This is a genomic window from Companilactobacillus kimchii DSM 13961 = JCM 10707 (genome assembly GCF_001435445.1).
Taxonomy (GTDB): Bacteria; Bacillota; Bacilli; order Lactobacillales; family Lactobacillaceae; genus Companilactobacillus; species Companilactobacillus kimchii.
In genome coordinates this window covers 165,469-181,214 of sequence record NZ_AZDH01000005.1, presented here as the reverse complement: position 1 = coordinate 181,214, position 15,746 = coordinate 165,469, and the positions used below count along the sequence as shown (strand labels likewise).

Here is a 15,746-nt window from a genome sequence, read left to right as displayed (position 1 = left end):
AAAAGAGTAACGTTTCTTTAAACATAGAAACGTTACTCTTTTTGCTTTTATTCTATTATGTCATTAACTATTCTAATAACATCAAAAAAGGTACTATCATCTAACTCTCCAATTTTATCAATCTTTCGAGCTTTATAATCAAAGGTATGTATCTGTAGAGGATTTATAAACCCATCTATTCCCAAAACTTCCGTAGTGGGGATAAGTAAGCCTGTCATTCTTAAATGATTCTTCTTGGCATGAGTTATTGGACAAACCAAGACTAAATTTGTAACTTTACTATATTCTTTATTACTCAAAACTAAGGCCGGACGTCTTTTCCCAATCTCTTTACCCGATGATGGATTGAAATTTAGCCACACTACGTCCTGTTTTTCAGGAATATATTCAGTCAATTTCTTCCTCTCCTATTGATTCATCGTTGAATTCTTCTTTTTGTTTAAGATCATGTTCTTTAAGGAACTTTTTATCTTTAAAAATATTGGTTTTCTTGGGAGAGAACACGATTGAACCATGACGGCCTTGAAACACTTCATATTCTCCATCGGTCGGTTTTATATTTTGAGGTATAGTAAAAACTTTAGAATTACCTACTTTCCTTGCTTTAACACTCATATCATCGCCTCCGTATATACGAAGTATATATTGATACCAATTTGTAATCAACTCCCTATACTTATAAGTACGAAAAAAATTTGAAACATAGTCTTTCCTGTTAAAAAGTTGAACATGTTATGTTCCGTTTTTTATTTAGCCCATCTGTTCAAAATCAATTGACCGATTTCTTGCCAATGTGTTTCTAAAACAAAATGACCACCATCTAACAAATGTACTTCTGCATTCTTATCATCTTTGGCAAAGGCTTGAGCACCTTGATATATGAAACTAGGATCGTTCTTACCCCAAGCCGCAATAATCTCTGGTTGATAATCTTTCACATATTTTTGGTATTTAGGATAATTAGCTACATTACTTTGATAATCAAAAATCAGATCTGATTGTCTTTCGGCATAATCGGGAAATTCTGTGTAGTGAATGTCCAAAGTATATCCATCTGGGGACACGCTTCCCTCTTTTTCCCCACCAGTGTATTGACCCTTAATTGTTGCTGGTTGAAACGCTGACTTATAGCTTTCACGTAATTCTGGTGTAGGATTTTGCCAATAATCTTTGCGGCCTTCCCACTTTTTGCCTAATCCTTCTTGGTAGATATTACCGTTTTGACTGACAATTCCCAAAATTCTTTCTGGATATTTAGGAGCAATATTAAATCCAATTGGTGCACCATAATCGAAAACATAAAGATAAAATTTATCAATTCCCATGACATCTAAGAATCCATCGACATAATTGGTTAAGTTGGCAAAGGTATAATCAAATTTTGTATGTTCAGGCGCAGCTGATTGACCAAATCCGATAAAATCTGGAGCAATTACATGAAAATCATTCTCCAACATTGGCATCAAATTTCTAAACATATGACTGGCAGTTGGAAATCCGTGTAGTAACAAGAATGTTGGTTTACTATTATCACCACTTTCACGGTAAAAAACATCTAATCCATTTACTTTGATTGTTGAAAATTTCATATTTAGCGACCTCGTTTTTTGTCTGAATTAATTTACAAGAACAGTATATGGTCGTTTGGATATATAATAAACTACAGTAATGAGAAACTAGCCATACCAAAATTCATATACCAGAGGCTAAATATGAACACTAATACTCTACAAATGTTTATTACTATCGCTCAAAAAGGCAGTATCTCCGGCGCTGCCGCAGAAATGGGATACGCACAATCAAATATTTCTGCCAAATTGCGACAACTGGAAATTGATTTACACACTAAATTATTCTTTCGAACTAACCGTGGCATTACTTTGACTGATAACGGTAAAGACTTCTACGCTAAAGCTATTAAAATTGTCAGTCTGACTGACGATGCCATCAATCAATTGCAACATCCTGAAGAGATCCATGGTAATTTGAAAATTGGCACTTTACAGACAGCAGCTTCGACTTTTCTGCCTCAAATACTGTCCAAATTTCACCAACAGAATCCTCAAGTCGAACTCTCAATCGAGACTGGCACAACTTTATTAAGTGCGCAAAGGGTTATCAACTATGAACTGGATGGCGCAATTATCGGTGGTAAAGTTAGTGATCAAAAACTTGTTAGTCTACCATTGATGTCTGAGAAACTGTGTTTAGTAACAGCCAATACATCCGATATTGACGTTGAAAATTCTTCTTTATTGGTTTTTCCAGTTGGTTGCGCTTATCGTAAGACCTTGGAAAATTGGCTAGATTCAAAACAGATCATGATCCATCATCCCATCGAGTTTAATTATCTAAATGCTATTATTGCCAGTGTTAGTGCCGGTTTAGGTATCAGTCTCCTACCACAAAAGGTCATCCAACCTTACTTAGATCAAGGAACTCTCAAGAAAGTCGAACTACCAGAACAATTTTCAACCTTGCCAATTTCTTTTATTTACCGAAAAGATTACATTATTACTCACTCATTTAAGCAATTTTTGGAGAATTTAAAATAGCAGCCATCGGATTCTGTCCAATGACTGCTATTTTTATCATTATGGTAAAACAACAACCTTACCAGGTTCCGTTTGATTCTCTAAGAACCGATGTGCTTCTGGTAATTGATTCAATTTGAAAATCTTAACTGGATGAACATCTACATGCTTCTCTTCTATTAAGTGTAATAAATCATTCAACTGCCCTTCGTCAATTGTGTAACTAGCAAAAGAGGTCATGTATCTATCATTAGGTATTGCGGTAACTGGATCAAAGTTTTTAATATCCCAAACTCCTCCCATATTACCTGTAATACTTGCAATACCGAATGGTTTCAAATTATTCATCGAATCAATTGCTGTGGCTGCCCCGACCAAGTCTAAAATTCGATCTACTTGATAATCCATTTTCAATTTCTGATTATCATCCAAAACAAATCGATCATACTTTAATTTATTGATTACTTCATCTGGAACTTCATGTCTAGATGTACCAGTAACTTTAATTTGTGGATTAATTGCTCGAGCTAATTTCATAGCTGCAATACCTACACCACTGGTACCACCACGGATTAATAAAGAATCAGCCTTATCAATTTGAAGTTGTAATAAAGCTCGATATGCCGTGTGATAGGTTTCCGGTACGGCCGCTAAATCTTCCCAAGACAAATTAGTTGTGACTGGATGGATTTGATCATTTGGCAATAATGCATATTCAGCATAACTACCATCAAAGTCACGTCCCATTTCACCGTTCATTGAAATAACCTTTGTACCTTCAGGCAAACGTGTCTCATCTGTTGTTTGGTCAACTACTCCCACACATTCAATTCCTAAAATTCTAGGAAATTTAACCGATGGAGATTTTCCTTGTCTAGTAAATATTTCTGAGTGGATAATACCGAAGCCCTTAATTTTTACTAATGACCATCCCGGTTTAACCTTCGGGGTAGGAACATCAGTATATTTTAAAACATCTGGACTTCCTGGCTCATAAACAACTACTGCTTTCATAAAATCCTCCCATTGATAAAAATTATTATCGTATAATATAGTTAAACGCTAAAATAGAAAGAATGAAAAAAATGGATAGTACTGACCTCAAAATTCTAAAACACCTTAACCGGGATAGTCGTATCAAAAAGAACAAACTTGCTGAGCTCGTTAATTTAACTCCTCCGGCCGTTGCCTCCCGTCTTGAGCAACTGGAAGATGAAAAGATTATTAGGAAATATACCATCGAAGTTAACTTAGAAAAGTTGGGATATACACATCAGGTTTTCATTCAAACCAAGATGGGTTATCGCAGTAACAAGAAGTATCTAAATTTTATTCATTCTAAACAAAACTCCATTCGTCACCATTATAAGATATCTGGACAAATGAATTACATGATTCATGGTGCCTTTCGTTCTAATTCAGAGCTTGATGATTTTCTCATTGAACTAGGTCAATACGCTAATTACCAAGTTCTTAACGTAATTTCAGAATTAATCTAATTACCTGCAGAAAATAGTCCAAATTGATGACCACCATTATCCTCTAAACGAGCAAAAGTTAGTCCCGTTTTATCAGTTACGGGACCCCAGATAACTTTACCACCATTTTCCTTAGCTTGATCAATGGCTACAGGTACATCATTAACTAAAGTATAAAATGTTGAATATTCGGGTATCTTATGCGCAGTATTTAAAATCCCACCTGTAGGAAATTCATTACCTGGCTCAATAATATTGAAGTATTCATTTTCCATATCTGTATATTCTTGAAATCTCCAGCCAAACATCTTTGTGTAAAAGTCCATTGTTTCTTTAGGGTCATCAGTTCCAATTTCAAACCAACTAATATTATTATTCTTCATTATAAAGTCCTCCTCAACTAATTGACTAGATCATTCTAACGAAAGTAATGCTCATTTCGAATACATTAAATTAAGACTTTTTTATCAATCACTTAAAAAAATAAGGCTTCATCACACTCAACAATTGAATGTGATGAAGCCTTTTGGATTAACGGATTTAAACTAAATTTCTTCTTTAGTTGCTTTGGATTCTGCTTCTGTTTCTTCAACTTTAGCAACTGCCTTTTGCATTTTACCCAATACTCCACGAGCAATTGGTCCAACAATCAATAGTTGTAGAGGTAAAGCAACAATCAAGTTAAAGATCCAAGTATGACCATAAGTAGCTAGTACATGTCCTTGAGACAACTTACCTTCAACGGCGATTCCGAAGAATGACATCAAAGTTACCATTCCAAGAACCATCAAAACTGAGATTGTAATACCGATCAAAGCAGTATTTTTCTTCATATAATCATTAATAATATATTTGAAAGCTAATCCTTTAGCGATTGGTCCAACAATTAGTAGATCCAATACGATAGCGACACCTAAACCTAGTGGATAGGCACTTAAAATTGCCATTGGCAACTCACTGCTGAGCCCCTGAGCCATGGCAACATTATATCCCGTCATTACTAGAACCATCAATCCGGCCATAATGGCTGTGAATACAATTTCTTCTTTTAAATTACGTGGCATTTGCACACTCCTATATTTAATTACATATTTAACAACAGGTACTTAATATATCACGTTAAAAATTTCTTCATAAGTTACAATTGTGTTACAAATTAAGTAAACCGCTTGCATTTCGGATTATAGAATGACATTTGACAAAAGGTCTTATCAAACTCAAAATAACTTATACATAGATATCGTAAATAAAATAGAAAATGCAGGTATAACAATGGATAAACAAACTAAGTTTGTTAAATTATCAAATATTGGATTGGATAACTTGGAACTTTATAAAAAAGAAGCGACTGGTTATTTAGATAACGTTTGTTACTTATATACTAGTAAGAACAGCAGCAGTGCTTTTGTTGCTATGAACTCTACTGGAAAAGTATTAGACTTCTACAAATTTCATACTTCAATGGATAAAGATGACATTATGAAAAAAATTATGGAGCTTTTTAGCGATGACGAAGCCACTGATTTTAAAAAGGTTTTTGAAAGCGTAAAGGAATTTACCTTAACTGATAATGTTGTTGTCGAATTACCATTTGATAATGGTGTTTTCACAATATAATATGTAAAAAAGCTGGGAATATTATTCTCAGCTTTTTTATATCTATTAGTTATCCAACTATCTTTTAAGAATGTTAATGAATTCTTCAAATGGTTTATTGATCAAGTAATCCTTGCGATAGATAAAACGTAATTGAATCTCTGAAAATTCTGCGGGTAATTCTGTCTTATACAATAAATGATTTTTAACAAATGAATCTGCAATCTTTTCGGGTACAATCGCAATTCCTAGACCTGCGCAAGCACTTGCCATAACAGCATCTAAATAATTGAACTCAATTGCCTCATGAATCACTAAACCTTGCGATTTCAACCAATCGTCAACGACATCCCGATAAACGCATCCAGTTTGAAAAACTAAAAATGGTGCTGTCTTTAAATCTGGCAATTTAGGAGTAACGGAAACAATACAAAGTTTTTCCTTTGTTAAAGGTATGAAATTCAAAGCAGGATTCTCAATATTTTCCCCAATCACTGCCCCATTCAATTCATAATCCAAAACATGATCGATATTGTCAGTCGGATTTCCTGTTTCAATTGTTAAACGAACTTTTGGAAAAGCTTGATGATATTGTGTCAATATCGGTGGTAAATAAGTGGCGGATGCTGCTTGCAAGGTACCAATCTTGAGATCACCCTCGATCACTTTAGGATGTTGCAATTGGTTAATTGTATCTTCAGTTAAATTAACTATCTCAACGGCTTTTTTGTAAAATTTAGTGCCATCATCAGTTAAAATGACCCCACGGTTCGTTCTATAAAACAGCGAAGTTTCTAAATCGGCTTCTAATTGATGAACCCTAGCGGAAATATTAGATTGAGCATAACCCAACTGATCTGCGGCTCCAGAAATACTACCACTCTGGGCGATTGCAATAATCATCTTAAAAGTATCTATATTCATATAATCGACCTCTTGGATATCACTTTTTCATATATTAGATTTCTCATTCTCGTAGTTTATTATATACCCAATACTTCATATACTGTACTTGTAAGTTAAGAGAAAGACAACGAGGAGGAATTAATTATGACAACAAAAATTGGTATTAATGGATTCGGCCGTATTGGTCGTCTAGCTTTTAGAAGAATCGCCGAACTTCAAGATCAAGGTAAAACAGATTTGGAAGTTGTTGCAATTAACGATTTGACATCACCACATATGTTGGCTCACTTATTAAAATACGATACAGCTCATGGTAACTTTAAAATTGATTCAATCAGTAATGAAGACAACGCTATTATTTACGACAATAAACGTATTCCCGTTTACGCACAAAGAGATGCCCGTGATTTGAAGTGGGTTGCAAATGATGGTGTTGATATTGTTCTTGAATGTACAGGCTTCTACACTTCAACTGAGAAAGCTCAAGCTCATCTTGATGCTGGTGCCAAACGTGTTATGATTTCTGCCCCATCAGGCCAAATGCCTACTATTGTTTACGGAGTTAACGACGATACTCTAACAAACGACGTCAGAATTGCTTCCGTTGGTTCATGTACAACTAACTGTATTGCACTATTAGCCAATGCTGTGAACAAGGAATTTGGCATCAAAGCAGGTTCTATGACAACTGTTCACGCTTATACAGCTACACAAATGTTGCAAGATGGTCCAGAACGTAACGGAAATGTTCGTGCTGCTCGTGCCGCTGCTGAAAACATCATCCCTCATTCAACTGGTGCAGCTAAAGCTCTCGGCTTAGTTATTCCAGATTTGAAAGGCAAAATGGATGGACATGCTCAACGTGTACCAACAATCACAGGTTCAGTTACTGAATTAGTAACAACTTTGGATAAAGAAGTTACCGTTGATCAAGTTAATGAAGCAGTTAAAAAGTACACTGATGGCAGTCAATCATTCGGCTACAATGATGACGAAATCGTTTCATCAGATGTTATCGGTACTAGCTTTGGTTCAATCTTTGACCCTACTCAAACACAAGTTGTTGGATCAGGCTCAAGTCAATTAGTTAAAACAGTTGCTTGGTATGACAACGAATCAGGTTTCACTGCTCAAATGATCCGTTCACTTGAAAAATATGCTAGTTTGAAATAAGGAAATTCAACTTACTACAAAGCTTGTATATCAAGAAGAATTAATTGATATCATTTAGTATTTCATGATATTATTTACCTGTAAACGAAGATATTAAAAAAGACTAAAGACAGCCATCTTCAGTCCCAAAAATCTTAATGTCTTCGCCAAAATATTTGATGAAACTAAATGCTATTCAGGTCAGACATCTCTAGTGTCTGGCCCTTTTTTGTATCTAACGCTTTGTTTCCTTGATCAATAGCAATATAATCACTAAGATCAAGAATACAATGGAAAGATATTCCAAAGTTAACTCCTATAATTAGACTAGGATTCGATGCAAAAAATTCATTTGCAACACCTCCAGTTTTAAGAACAGGCGAAGGGAACACACTAAGTTTTTGTAATTTTATTGTACTATTTTGATAAAATTACAGATAGAGTTGTATGGTCTTTGTAATAAATTTTAAACAATTATCAAAAAAGAAGCTAAGACCCCCTCAAAATAGGAGATCTTAGCTTCTTTCTCTACCATAATTCTAATAAACCGGTCGATTTTCACCTTGTGTATCAACATCAGCGATACCAACAGAATCGTTTTTCAAATATTCTGGATCAGCAATAATTTTAACAATTACATCTGCCATACTTTGGCGAGAACCTGAAACACCAACATATTGGTCATTTCTGTGAGTAATCGTATATTTAACTTCATCACGATCATTCAACCATGGAAAACGTAAGGTAGTGTAAGTTAGACCAGATTCAGATAAGAGTTTGTCAGCATTAATAGCTGCGGCCAAACCACTTTGAACCATCTCATCATTCCAACGACCGAATTCACCAGGAACTTCATGATAAAGTCCTAACAAACTTGATTCGATAATACGGTCAACATTATTTTCTTTCATTGATTTGATTACGTTGTTAGTAATGACATTATCTTTAGTGTGGTCAACCATCGCAATATAAACTACGTCTTGACCTTTCATAGCAGCATTAACTGCATCGTAGTCAGCAATATCGCCGTCAACAAGTGTTACATTTTTATTATCGTCCAAATCTGCTAATCGTTGGCTATTACGTAAAAATAAAGTCAATTCTACATCTGATTGTTCTTTTAATAACCGTTCTTCAACGATACGAGCAATTTGTCCATTAGCACCTAAAATTAATACTTTTGTCATTTAAATTTCTCCTAATTACTTTAATTTAGCTAAACTTGAACCAAAGATTTGTTCAATTGTAACAGGATCACGGTGGTCAAAGAATTGACTCTCACCTTTATCCAAGTTAGCCATTGTTTGCATTTCGTCGGCAGTTAATTCGAAATCAAAGACATCAATATTTTCCTTAATTCTATTAACATGAACTGACTTAGGAATTACGACAATACCGCGTTGCAATAACCATCTTAAAATTACTTGCCCATTAGACTTGCCATACTTTTTAGCAATCTGGGCAATTGTTTCATTAGTAAAGATGTCATGTTTACCTTCAGCGAATGGTGCCCAGGCTTCAACTGTAATATCTTCTCTTTGGGCAAAGTCGACTTCTGAGTTCTGTTGATACCATGGGTTAACTTCAATTTGGTTCACAACTGGTTTGATCTCGGTCGTCAATTCCAAATTCTTCAATTGGTCAGCGTAAAAGTTTGAAACACCGATAGCACGAATCTTCCCAGCCTTATAAGCCTCTTCTAAAGCTCTCCAAGCGCCAATTGTGTCGCCATATGGTTGGTGTAAAAGATACATATCGATATAATCTACGCCTAAATTCTTCAAAGAAGTTTCAATACCCTTTTTTGCTCTGTCATAAGTGAAGTCGGAAACCCATAATTTTGAAGTGATGAACAAATCTTTGCGGTCGACACCACTTTCTTTGATAGCTTCACCTACGGCTGTTTCATTTTGATAAGCTGCGGCTGTATCGATCAAACGATAACCAGCATTAATTGCATCTAACACGGCTTGTTTACATTGCTCTAAATCTGTTACTTGGAAAACTCCAAATCCTAATTGCGGCATTTCAATTCCATTATTTAATTTAACTGTTTGCATTATTTTCTACCTCGTCGTTATTTACTTTATGAATCTTATTCTATGGCCCCAATAGCTTTTTGAAAATTACTAAATTGATATGCTAGTATACGCACTGCGTATTCTCTACCTATCAATCCTATTAAACCAACGATCAATCACCTTGTTTGAACGATCAACCATATTACCATCTACAACTAATGCTCGTTCAAAACTATTTTTTGTACTACCCTCTTGAGCAAGGATTTGCCTGATTAGATCTTCACTATCACCACTACCAAAACCACCTTGAGTCTCAAAAGGTACGATTCTCTTACCAGATAATTTAGAACCATAATTTAATAGGAAAGATTTCATCGGTTGGCTTAATGTCATGGCCCAAGTTTGATAGCCTAAAAAGACGGTTTCATACTGACTCAAATCGGGTAATTCCATATTCAATTCTGGAGGAAGATCATTTTCACGTTCAAAATTAGCGCGTGATCTGGTTTCTAGATAATCGGTAGGATATGGTTCTTTCAAAGTGATTTCTAAAATATCGCTGTTAGCTATATTGGCTATTTTACTGGCTAACAATTCAGTTGATCCTGAACGTGACCAATAAATAACAATACTTTTAGCTTTATCGGTTAATTTACGGACAGCTCCACTATTTTGATTAGTATCATCTCCATCAGAAGGAGTATAACGTCCACCTTCCCAAACTGAAAGGTCTCTACGTAATAGTTGATTTGCTCGAATATCCTGATTATTTATTTGACCTACTACCGGACCCAATTTTGACTTCATATCCATAAATGTTCCTCCTAAATGCTTATTAACTTTATGAATACATTCTATGACCAGACTTATGGTTTGAAAATTACTAGATAGATATGCTAGTATGTATGCAGCGTATACTACGAGGCATATATGATGATTGATAATTATTTACTTGAGGAATTAGTGACATTTAAAAAATATGGAACTCTGGCCGCTACGGCTGAACACTTGATGGTGACTCAACCTACTGTTACCCGAGGGATGCAAAAATTAGAAGAAGAATTAGATGTTGAAATCTTTGATCGCCAGCCTAACCGAATTACATTAACTAAAACTGGAGAGCTGGCCGCTAAAGAAGCTCAAAAAGTCATCGACCAAAACAACAGCTTTATTGATACCGTGCAAAAATACGACTATAACCACAAGAATGTCCGCATTGGTGCCGTTGCTCCTGGTCCTTTAATCCTATTACGTCACTTAAAAAGTTCTAAATTGGCTCAAGCAAAAATCGATATTGACGATAACTTAATGAATCCTAAAGACGTAACTAAAGAACTTTTGAATCACAATTACTCTTTTGTACTAACCAATCAGGAGATAATGACCGATGATATCGAGTCACGCTTTATCGGAACGGAAGAGCTTTCTGTTAATTTAAATCAATTTACTCTTTTGGCTAATAAAAAATCAGTTTCTTTTGTTGATCTTAAGGGCTTGAGCTTTATTGTCATCGCTGATATTGGTATTTGGAAAGATATTACCGAGAAACAGATCCCTGATGCTAAATTCTTGTATCAGGATCAACAAGAAGCTTTCCGGGAAATTACCAAGTATTCTGATTTCCCCTATTTCACAACTAACATTTCTAAAATTGACCGCAAATTAGAAATAGAAGGTCACGACCAAATCAACGTCCCTATTAGCGATGATGCCGCTAAAGTTGATTTTTATGCAGCCTACTTAAAAAATCAAAAGAAAAACATTAATTCTATTTTAAAAACAATGAATGAAGCTTGGGACAAACATTTAAATTAATACATTCAAAAAGACCCTTGGATCGAATCCAAGGGCCTTTTACGTATTTTTTTGTTATTCGTTGCGAATTTTTTCAAGTTTGAATTTTTCCGAATCATTATCTAACTTAATTGCTTTCAACGTTGTAACAAAGATATTCATTTCATATCCCACTAATTCCCAAAAATAATGACCTTTTTACCAGTATTTCCACCTGCTTCGAAATCTAAATGAGCTTGCTTGATATCTGGTAAATCAAATTGATAAGTCTTATCTACATGTACATCGAGTTTTCCCTGAGTATAAAGATCAATAACTTCTTCCAATTCTTTAATAGTCATAAATCCCATAGAATAAGTACCAGTAATCCCACGACGTTTTGCTTCCTCTTCATCAATCACAGCATTAACTGAAGTTATGCGACCACCTTTTTTGACAACCTGATAACTATCTGCCAATGTCTTAGGTCCTGTCAGATTAACAACCAAATCTACATCAGAGACTAACTTGGTAAAGTCTTGTGTTTGATAATCAATCGTTTCATCAGCACCTAATTGCTTCATATAGGCAATTTGTTGGGCCGATCCAGTGGCAATAACATATGCTCCAGCACTCTTGGCAAGTTGAACCGCCTTAGAACCAACTCCACCCGCTGCACCATGGATCAAAACCTTTTGTCCTGCTTTTGTCTGACCATCACGAATTGTAGCCGCATAAGCTGTAGCTACTCCTAAGTAAAAACCACCTAGTGGAACTAAATCTAAATTCTTTGGAACAGTTGCGACAACCCCCGAATCATCTAGCAAAATATATTCGGAATAAGTATTCATATAAGACATCCCAACTACATGGTCACCAACTGCAAAACGGGTTACCTTATCGCCAATCTCCGTCACTACTCCTGAGAAATCTTGTCCTAAAGAATGAGGTAGTACAGGTTTTATATCCTTAGGCATAGTTGGGAATGGACCATTGGCACGAAGAACAACATCTGGATCATTAACTCCAATTGAAGCTGTCTCAACAACTATTTGATTAGCCGCAGGTTTAGGAAGATCAACCTCAACCATATTCATAACATCTACATTTCCATAATTATTTAGCATTACTTTTTTCATAAAATCACTCGCTTTCTTTAACGTGAGTTCATTATGACTTGGTACCTTAAAATTTAAAAGTACCGATTTTTTTGATAGATACTATCTTTTTAGATTGATTTGAATCATATCAATATATTTTGAGCAAAAAAAAATTCCCGAAATATTTCGAGAATTTGATTTCTATACTTTTTCTGTTTCATACGTATCCGCAAATTTTTCTAAAGCTTTCAAAACGGGCATAAATTGTTCTCCCATTTCAGTCACTGAATATTCTACTTTTGGTGGTACTTGCGGATAAACTTTTCGATTAATTAATCCGTAACTTTCAAGCATTCGTAATTCTTTTGTTAGCTGTGCTTGTGTAACTGTTGGTAGCTTTCGACTAAGCTCACCAAAACGAAGTGTCTGTTGATGCAAGAAATACATAATAACCATATTCCATTTACCACGAACAATCTTCTGAACTCCAGCCACCGGGCAATCTATAAATACTTCTTCATCTGTCTTTTTCATAAATGTCTCTCCAATACTATCTATTTTGATAGTACCTTTATTTTCTTTGGTAACATCGAAAATATTATATACACTTATCATGGAAAACAACAAGTATCCTAACCTTAACAAAAGGCCCTTGGAATTTTACCTCCAAGGACCCTTTGTTAGATTAATGTTCCATTAAATTAGTTTTTGGAACTATTTGCATACGAATTTCTAATCCTAGACCCTGTGCATACCGATTTAATGTCGCCAAAGACGGTGTTGATTCCATTCGTTCAATTTTTGCTAATTGGGGTTGTTTCATACCAATACGTTTCGCCAGATCACGTTGGGTTAATCCCTGATTAATTCTTTCAGCTTGTAAGTAACTTAAGGTATCAATTATTGTTAATTCACTTTTAGGAATAGATGTGATGTTCTCTTTAAAATTTCTCCATGTGGTCATATTCTATCTCCCTTTCCGTTCGTACCAATCATCTAATTTATCCAAAGCCTTCTGGACTTCCTTGATATCTGTCTTATTTTGTTTCTTAGTATAATGATGTAATAGTATAAATTTATTACCTTGCCAACTAGCATAAAAAAATCGCTCTGGAATTGGTCGTAATTCCATTAGTGGGTACTTATATCCCTTTAAAAATTTTGCCTGTGGTTCATTTAATTTATTTCCTAAGAGTTCTAGCATATTTACTTGATGAATAATTTTCTTTAATAAAGCTTTATCACTTTTTTGATTGCTGTTGTCCAAATGTTGAAGAAATTCATTTACTTCACTGACACCATTCTCATCCTCATAAAAGATCACTTCATATGCCACAACTCTGCTCTCTTTCTTTTTTTGATAACTATTTTGCTATCAAAAATTATAACATATTTTCTTACTCAATAGAAAAACTACGATTCAGCTTTTTTTATAAAAATGGTACCTAAATGTAATAACAAAAAAATAATTATTCATAGCATGACTGAAATCATGAATTGAGTAATCATTTTTATATAAAATATTTTATTTATCATTTAATTAATCGTTAGCATGAACATCAAAAGCGTTCAAAAGCATTTCTTCAACGCCGTCATCATCAGGATTGTGCATTCCTTTACCATTACGATCCAAAGCACGGATGGCATCCATTTCATCTGATGTTAGAGCAAAATCAAAGATTTCCTTGTTTGATTTAATACGTGCTTCATGAACTGATTTAGGAAAGACGATCACACCTTCCTGATGTTCAAAACGAAGGATAATTTGACCGACGTCCTTGCCATATTTCTTAGCTAAATCATTCAACAATGGTTCGGCAAACAAATCTTTACTTCCTTGACCTAGTGGAGCCCAAGCTTCAAGTGTTACATGAGCATCAGCCATAATCTTACGCAATTCTTTTTGTTGAAAATAAGGATTGTATTCAATTTGATTAACACTTGGCATTGTAGCAAAGTTTGGTACCCACTTGTTCCAGATCTTAGGTGTCATATTTGAAACACCAATTGAACGAATCTTACCGGCAGCCTTAGCTTCTTCCATCGCCTTCCAAGCTTCATCAACTTTGCCGTATGGTTGGTGAATCAAGTAAAGATCCATATAGTCCAAACCTAATTTTTGAAGTGATGTATCAATAGCTTTTTTAGCATCTTCATAAGCAAAATCTTGAAGCCATAATTTTGAAGTAACCCAGATTTGATCACGAGAAATACCACTATCTTTGATAGCTTTGCCAACTTCTTGTTCGTTAAAGTAAGCTACCGCTGTATCAATGTGACGATAACCTAATTTCAAAGCATCACTAACTGCTTTATAAGTTGAACCGTCAGCGGGAATTTGGAAAGTACCGAATCCGAATGATGGAATTTCTGTACCATCGTTTAATTTAAAGTTTGTAATGTCTGTCATATGATTGAACCTCTCTTTAATTGTTCATTTCTTAATCAATGACATTAGTATAAAACCAGATCCAGAATAAAAAAATTACTAAAATGGCATAGTAGTATGCGTTATACACATACTATAATTTTTACCTTTGTATGCAATCATACTTTAGATTTAGTAACATATTTGATTTCCAATTTAGTGCCAGTGGCTATAGCAATTTCATTTAATACATCCAAACTTACATTAACTTTTCTCGTTTCAATTCGTCCTATTGTTGATTGTGGTTTACCAATATACTTTGCAAACTCTCGCTGAGACATTCCCAAAGTAGTTCTCAGATTCTTAACTGCCAGGGCCACATCAAGTCTCCTTAATTCTTCTTTATACAATTTAGAAAATTGTGGATTCTTTTCACTTCTATCTTTTATATAATCTTCCAATTTACCCATAACTTACACCGTCTTTCAAAAGGAGTGAATACTAAATATCATGATTTTTTAAGTATTCACTCCTACGTTTCTTAGCTTTCTTTATTTCAACCAAAGGAGTTTTTTGACTTTTCTTTGTAAATCCGTGTGTTATTAAATAAACATATTTTGTTTCAATTTTAAAATAAATAATTCTTTGAATATTATTATGCCAAGATGATCTTATTTCATAAAGACCATCTGTAGATTTTAATTTCTTTGTCCAGTTCATTTTCATGGATACTTCAATGCCGTGTTCTTATATCTTTTCCAACAGGTTCAAAATCTTTACAGCTTCTTGATCCGGCATCTGATCAAGATATTTTTTAA

General features: G+C 34.6%; 22 protein-coding genes. 5 read left to right on the top strand and 17 right to left on the bottom strand.

The annotated features are described in order from the left end of the window. Positions 1-47 precede the first annotated feature (47 nt). From FC97_RS03435 to FC97_RS03425, 3 genes are all read right to left on the bottom strand, one after another. A complete protein-coding gene (locus tag FC97_RS03435) occupies positions 48-395 on the bottom strand; it encodes a type II toxin-antitoxin system PemK/MazF family toxin (protein WP_054643939.1) in 348 nt (115 codons plus the stop codon). Further along, positions 388-615, bottom strand: a complete 228-nt coding sequence (mazE, locus tag FC97_RS03430) for a type II toxin-antitoxin system PemI/MazE family antitoxin (RefSeq protein ID WP_025085595.1) — start codon at positions 613-615, stop codon at positions 388-390. Before mazE ends, FC97_RS03435 begins: the two co-directional genes overlap by 8 nt. Positions 616-746: 131 nt before the next feature. Further along, a complete protein-coding gene (locus FC97_RS03425; RefSeq protein ID WP_054643938.1) occupies positions 747-1,589 on the bottom strand; it encodes an alpha/beta fold hydrolase in 843 nt (280 codons plus the stop codon). A 123-nt stretch (positions 1,590-1,712) separates the two neighbouring features. Here FC97_RS03425 and FC97_RS03420 point away from each other — a divergent pair, with 123 nt between their 5' ends. After that, a complete protein-coding gene (locus FC97_RS03420) occupies positions 1,713-2,555 on the top strand; it encodes a LysR family transcriptional regulator (protein ID WP_054643937.1) in 843 nt (280 codons plus the stop codon). A 39-nt stretch (positions 2,556-2,594) separates the two neighbouring features. On the opposite strand, the gene FC97_RS03415 is transcribed toward FC97_RS03420, so the two are convergent. Beyond that, the gene (locus FC97_RS03415; protein WP_056967800.1) at positions 2,595-3,548 is read right to left on the bottom strand and encodes a zinc-binding dehydrogenase; all 954 of its coding nucleotides are present in this window, start codon (positions 3,546-3,548) and stop codon (positions 2,595-2,597) included. Between the two features lie 71 nt (positions 3,549-3,619). Between FC97_RS03415 and FC97_RS03410 the strand changes: the two genes are divergently transcribed. Beyond that, positions 3,620-4,033 (top strand): Lrp/AsnC family transcriptional regulator, encoded by a 414-nt coding sequence (locus FC97_RS03410; RefSeq protein WP_054643936.1) that lies wholly within the window; start codon positions 3,620-3,622, stop codon positions 4,031-4,033. Here FC97_RS03410 and FC97_RS03405 read toward each other — a convergent pair. Continuing rightward, positions 4,030-4,395, bottom strand: coding sequence for a VOC family protein (locus tag FC97_RS03405; RefSeq protein WP_054643935.1), 366 nt, complete (start codon positions 4,393-4,395; stop codon positions 4,030-4,032). The two genes, FC97_RS03410 and FC97_RS03405, sit on opposite strands and share 4 nt — an antisense overlap. A gap of 162 nt (positions 4,396-4,557) precedes the next feature. Then, positions 4,558-5,076, bottom strand: a complete 519-nt coding sequence (locus FC97_RS03400; protein WP_056967799.1) for a DUF2798 domain-containing protein — start codon at positions 5,074-5,076, stop codon at positions 4,558-4,560. Between the two features lie 208 nt (positions 5,077-5,284). On the opposite strand from FC97_RS03400, the gene FC97_RS03395 reads away from it, so the two are divergent. After that, entirely contained in the window at positions 5,285-5,629 is a 345-nt protein-coding gene (locus tag FC97_RS03395; RefSeq protein ID WP_054643934.1) for a hypothetical protein, read from the top strand. A 57-nt stretch (positions 5,630-5,686) separates the two neighbouring features. Here FC97_RS03395 and FC97_RS03390 read toward each other — a convergent pair whose 3' ends face one another. Then, on the bottom strand, positions 5,687-6,532 hold the full coding sequence (locus tag FC97_RS03390; protein WP_054643933.1) for a LysR family transcriptional regulator: 846 nt from the start codon (positions 6,530-6,532) through the stop codon (positions 5,687-5,689). 126 nt (positions 6,533-6,658) lie between these two features. Between FC97_RS03390 and gap the strand changes: the two genes are divergently transcribed. Further along, a complete protein-coding gene (gene gap, locus FC97_RS03385; protein ID WP_054643932.1) occupies positions 6,659-7,687 on the top strand; it encodes a type I glyceraldehyde-3-phosphate dehydrogenase in 1,029 nt (342 codons plus the stop codon). 518 nt (positions 7,688-8,205) lie between these two features. On the opposite strand, the gene FC97_RS03380 is transcribed toward gap, so the two are convergent. From FC97_RS03380 to FC97_RS03370, 3 genes are all read right to left on the bottom strand, one after another. After that, positions 8,206-8,853: an NAD(P)H-binding protein gene (locus FC97_RS03380; protein ID WP_054643930.1), complete on the bottom strand. Its 648-nt coding sequence runs from the start codon at positions 8,851-8,853 to the stop codon at positions 8,206-8,208. A gap of 15 nt (positions 8,854-8,868) precedes the next feature. Beyond that, positions 8,869-9,726: an aldo/keto reductase gene (locus tag FC97_RS03375; RefSeq protein ID WP_054643929.1), complete on the bottom strand. Its 858-nt coding sequence runs from the start codon at positions 9,724-9,726 to the stop codon at positions 8,869-8,871. A gap of 105 nt (positions 9,727-9,831) precedes the next feature. Next, entirely contained in the window at positions 9,832-10,500 is a 669-nt protein-coding gene (locus FC97_RS03370; protein WP_054643928.1) for a flavodoxin, read from the bottom strand. Between the two features lie 120 nt (positions 10,501-10,620). Between FC97_RS03370 and FC97_RS03365 the strand changes: the two genes are divergently transcribed. Then, on the top strand, positions 10,621-11,502 hold the full coding sequence (locus tag FC97_RS03365; protein ID WP_054643927.1) for a LysR family transcriptional regulator: 882 nt from the start codon (positions 10,621-10,623) through the stop codon (positions 11,500-11,502). A gap of 152 nt (positions 11,503-11,654) precedes the next feature. Here FC97_RS03365 and FC97_RS03360 read toward each other — a convergent pair whose 3' ends face one another. The 7 genes from FC97_RS03360 to FC97_RS13200 form a co-directional block, all read right to left on the bottom strand. Further along, positions 11,655-12,599 (bottom strand): NADP-dependent oxidoreductase, encoded by a 945-nt coding sequence (locus FC97_RS03360; RefSeq protein WP_054643926.1) that lies wholly within the window; start codon positions 12,597-12,599, stop codon positions 11,655-11,657. Positions 12,600-12,761: 162 nt separating this feature from the next. Continuing rightward, positions 12,762-13,094: a winged helix-turn-helix transcriptional regulator gene (locus FC97_RS03355; protein WP_054643952.1), complete on the bottom strand. Its 333-nt coding sequence runs from the start codon at positions 13,092-13,094 to the stop codon at positions 12,762-12,764. Positions 13,095-13,245: 151 nt separating this feature from the next. After that, complete coding sequence (locus FC97_RS03350; RefSeq protein ID WP_054643925.1) at positions 13,246-13,524, bottom strand: helix-turn-helix domain-containing protein; 279 nt, start codon at positions 13,522-13,524, stop codon at positions 13,246-13,248. A gap of 3 nt (positions 13,525-13,527) precedes the next feature. Further along, the gene (locus tag FC97_RS03345) at positions 13,528-13,896 is read right to left on the bottom strand and encodes a type II toxin-antitoxin system RelE/ParE family toxin (RefSeq protein ID WP_054643924.1); all 369 of its coding nucleotides are present in this window, start codon (positions 13,894-13,896) and stop codon (positions 13,528-13,530) included. A 204-nt stretch (positions 13,897-14,100) separates the two neighbouring features. After that, complete coding sequence (locus tag FC97_RS03340) at positions 14,101-14,970, bottom strand: aldo/keto reductase (RefSeq protein WP_054643923.1); 870 nt, start codon at positions 14,968-14,970, stop codon at positions 14,101-14,103. A gap of 137 nt (positions 14,971-15,107) precedes the next feature. Continuing rightward, a complete protein-coding gene (locus FC97_RS03335) occupies positions 15,108-15,398 on the bottom strand; it encodes a helix-turn-helix domain-containing protein (protein WP_054643922.1) in 291 nt (96 codons plus the stop codon). 31 nt (positions 15,399-15,429) lie between these two features. Next, complete coding sequence (locus FC97_RS13200; protein ID WP_338025148.1) at positions 15,430-15,654, bottom strand: type II toxin-antitoxin system RelE/ParE family toxin; 225 nt, start codon at positions 15,652-15,654, stop codon at positions 15,430-15,432. Positions 15,655-15,746 lie beyond the last annotated feature (92 nt).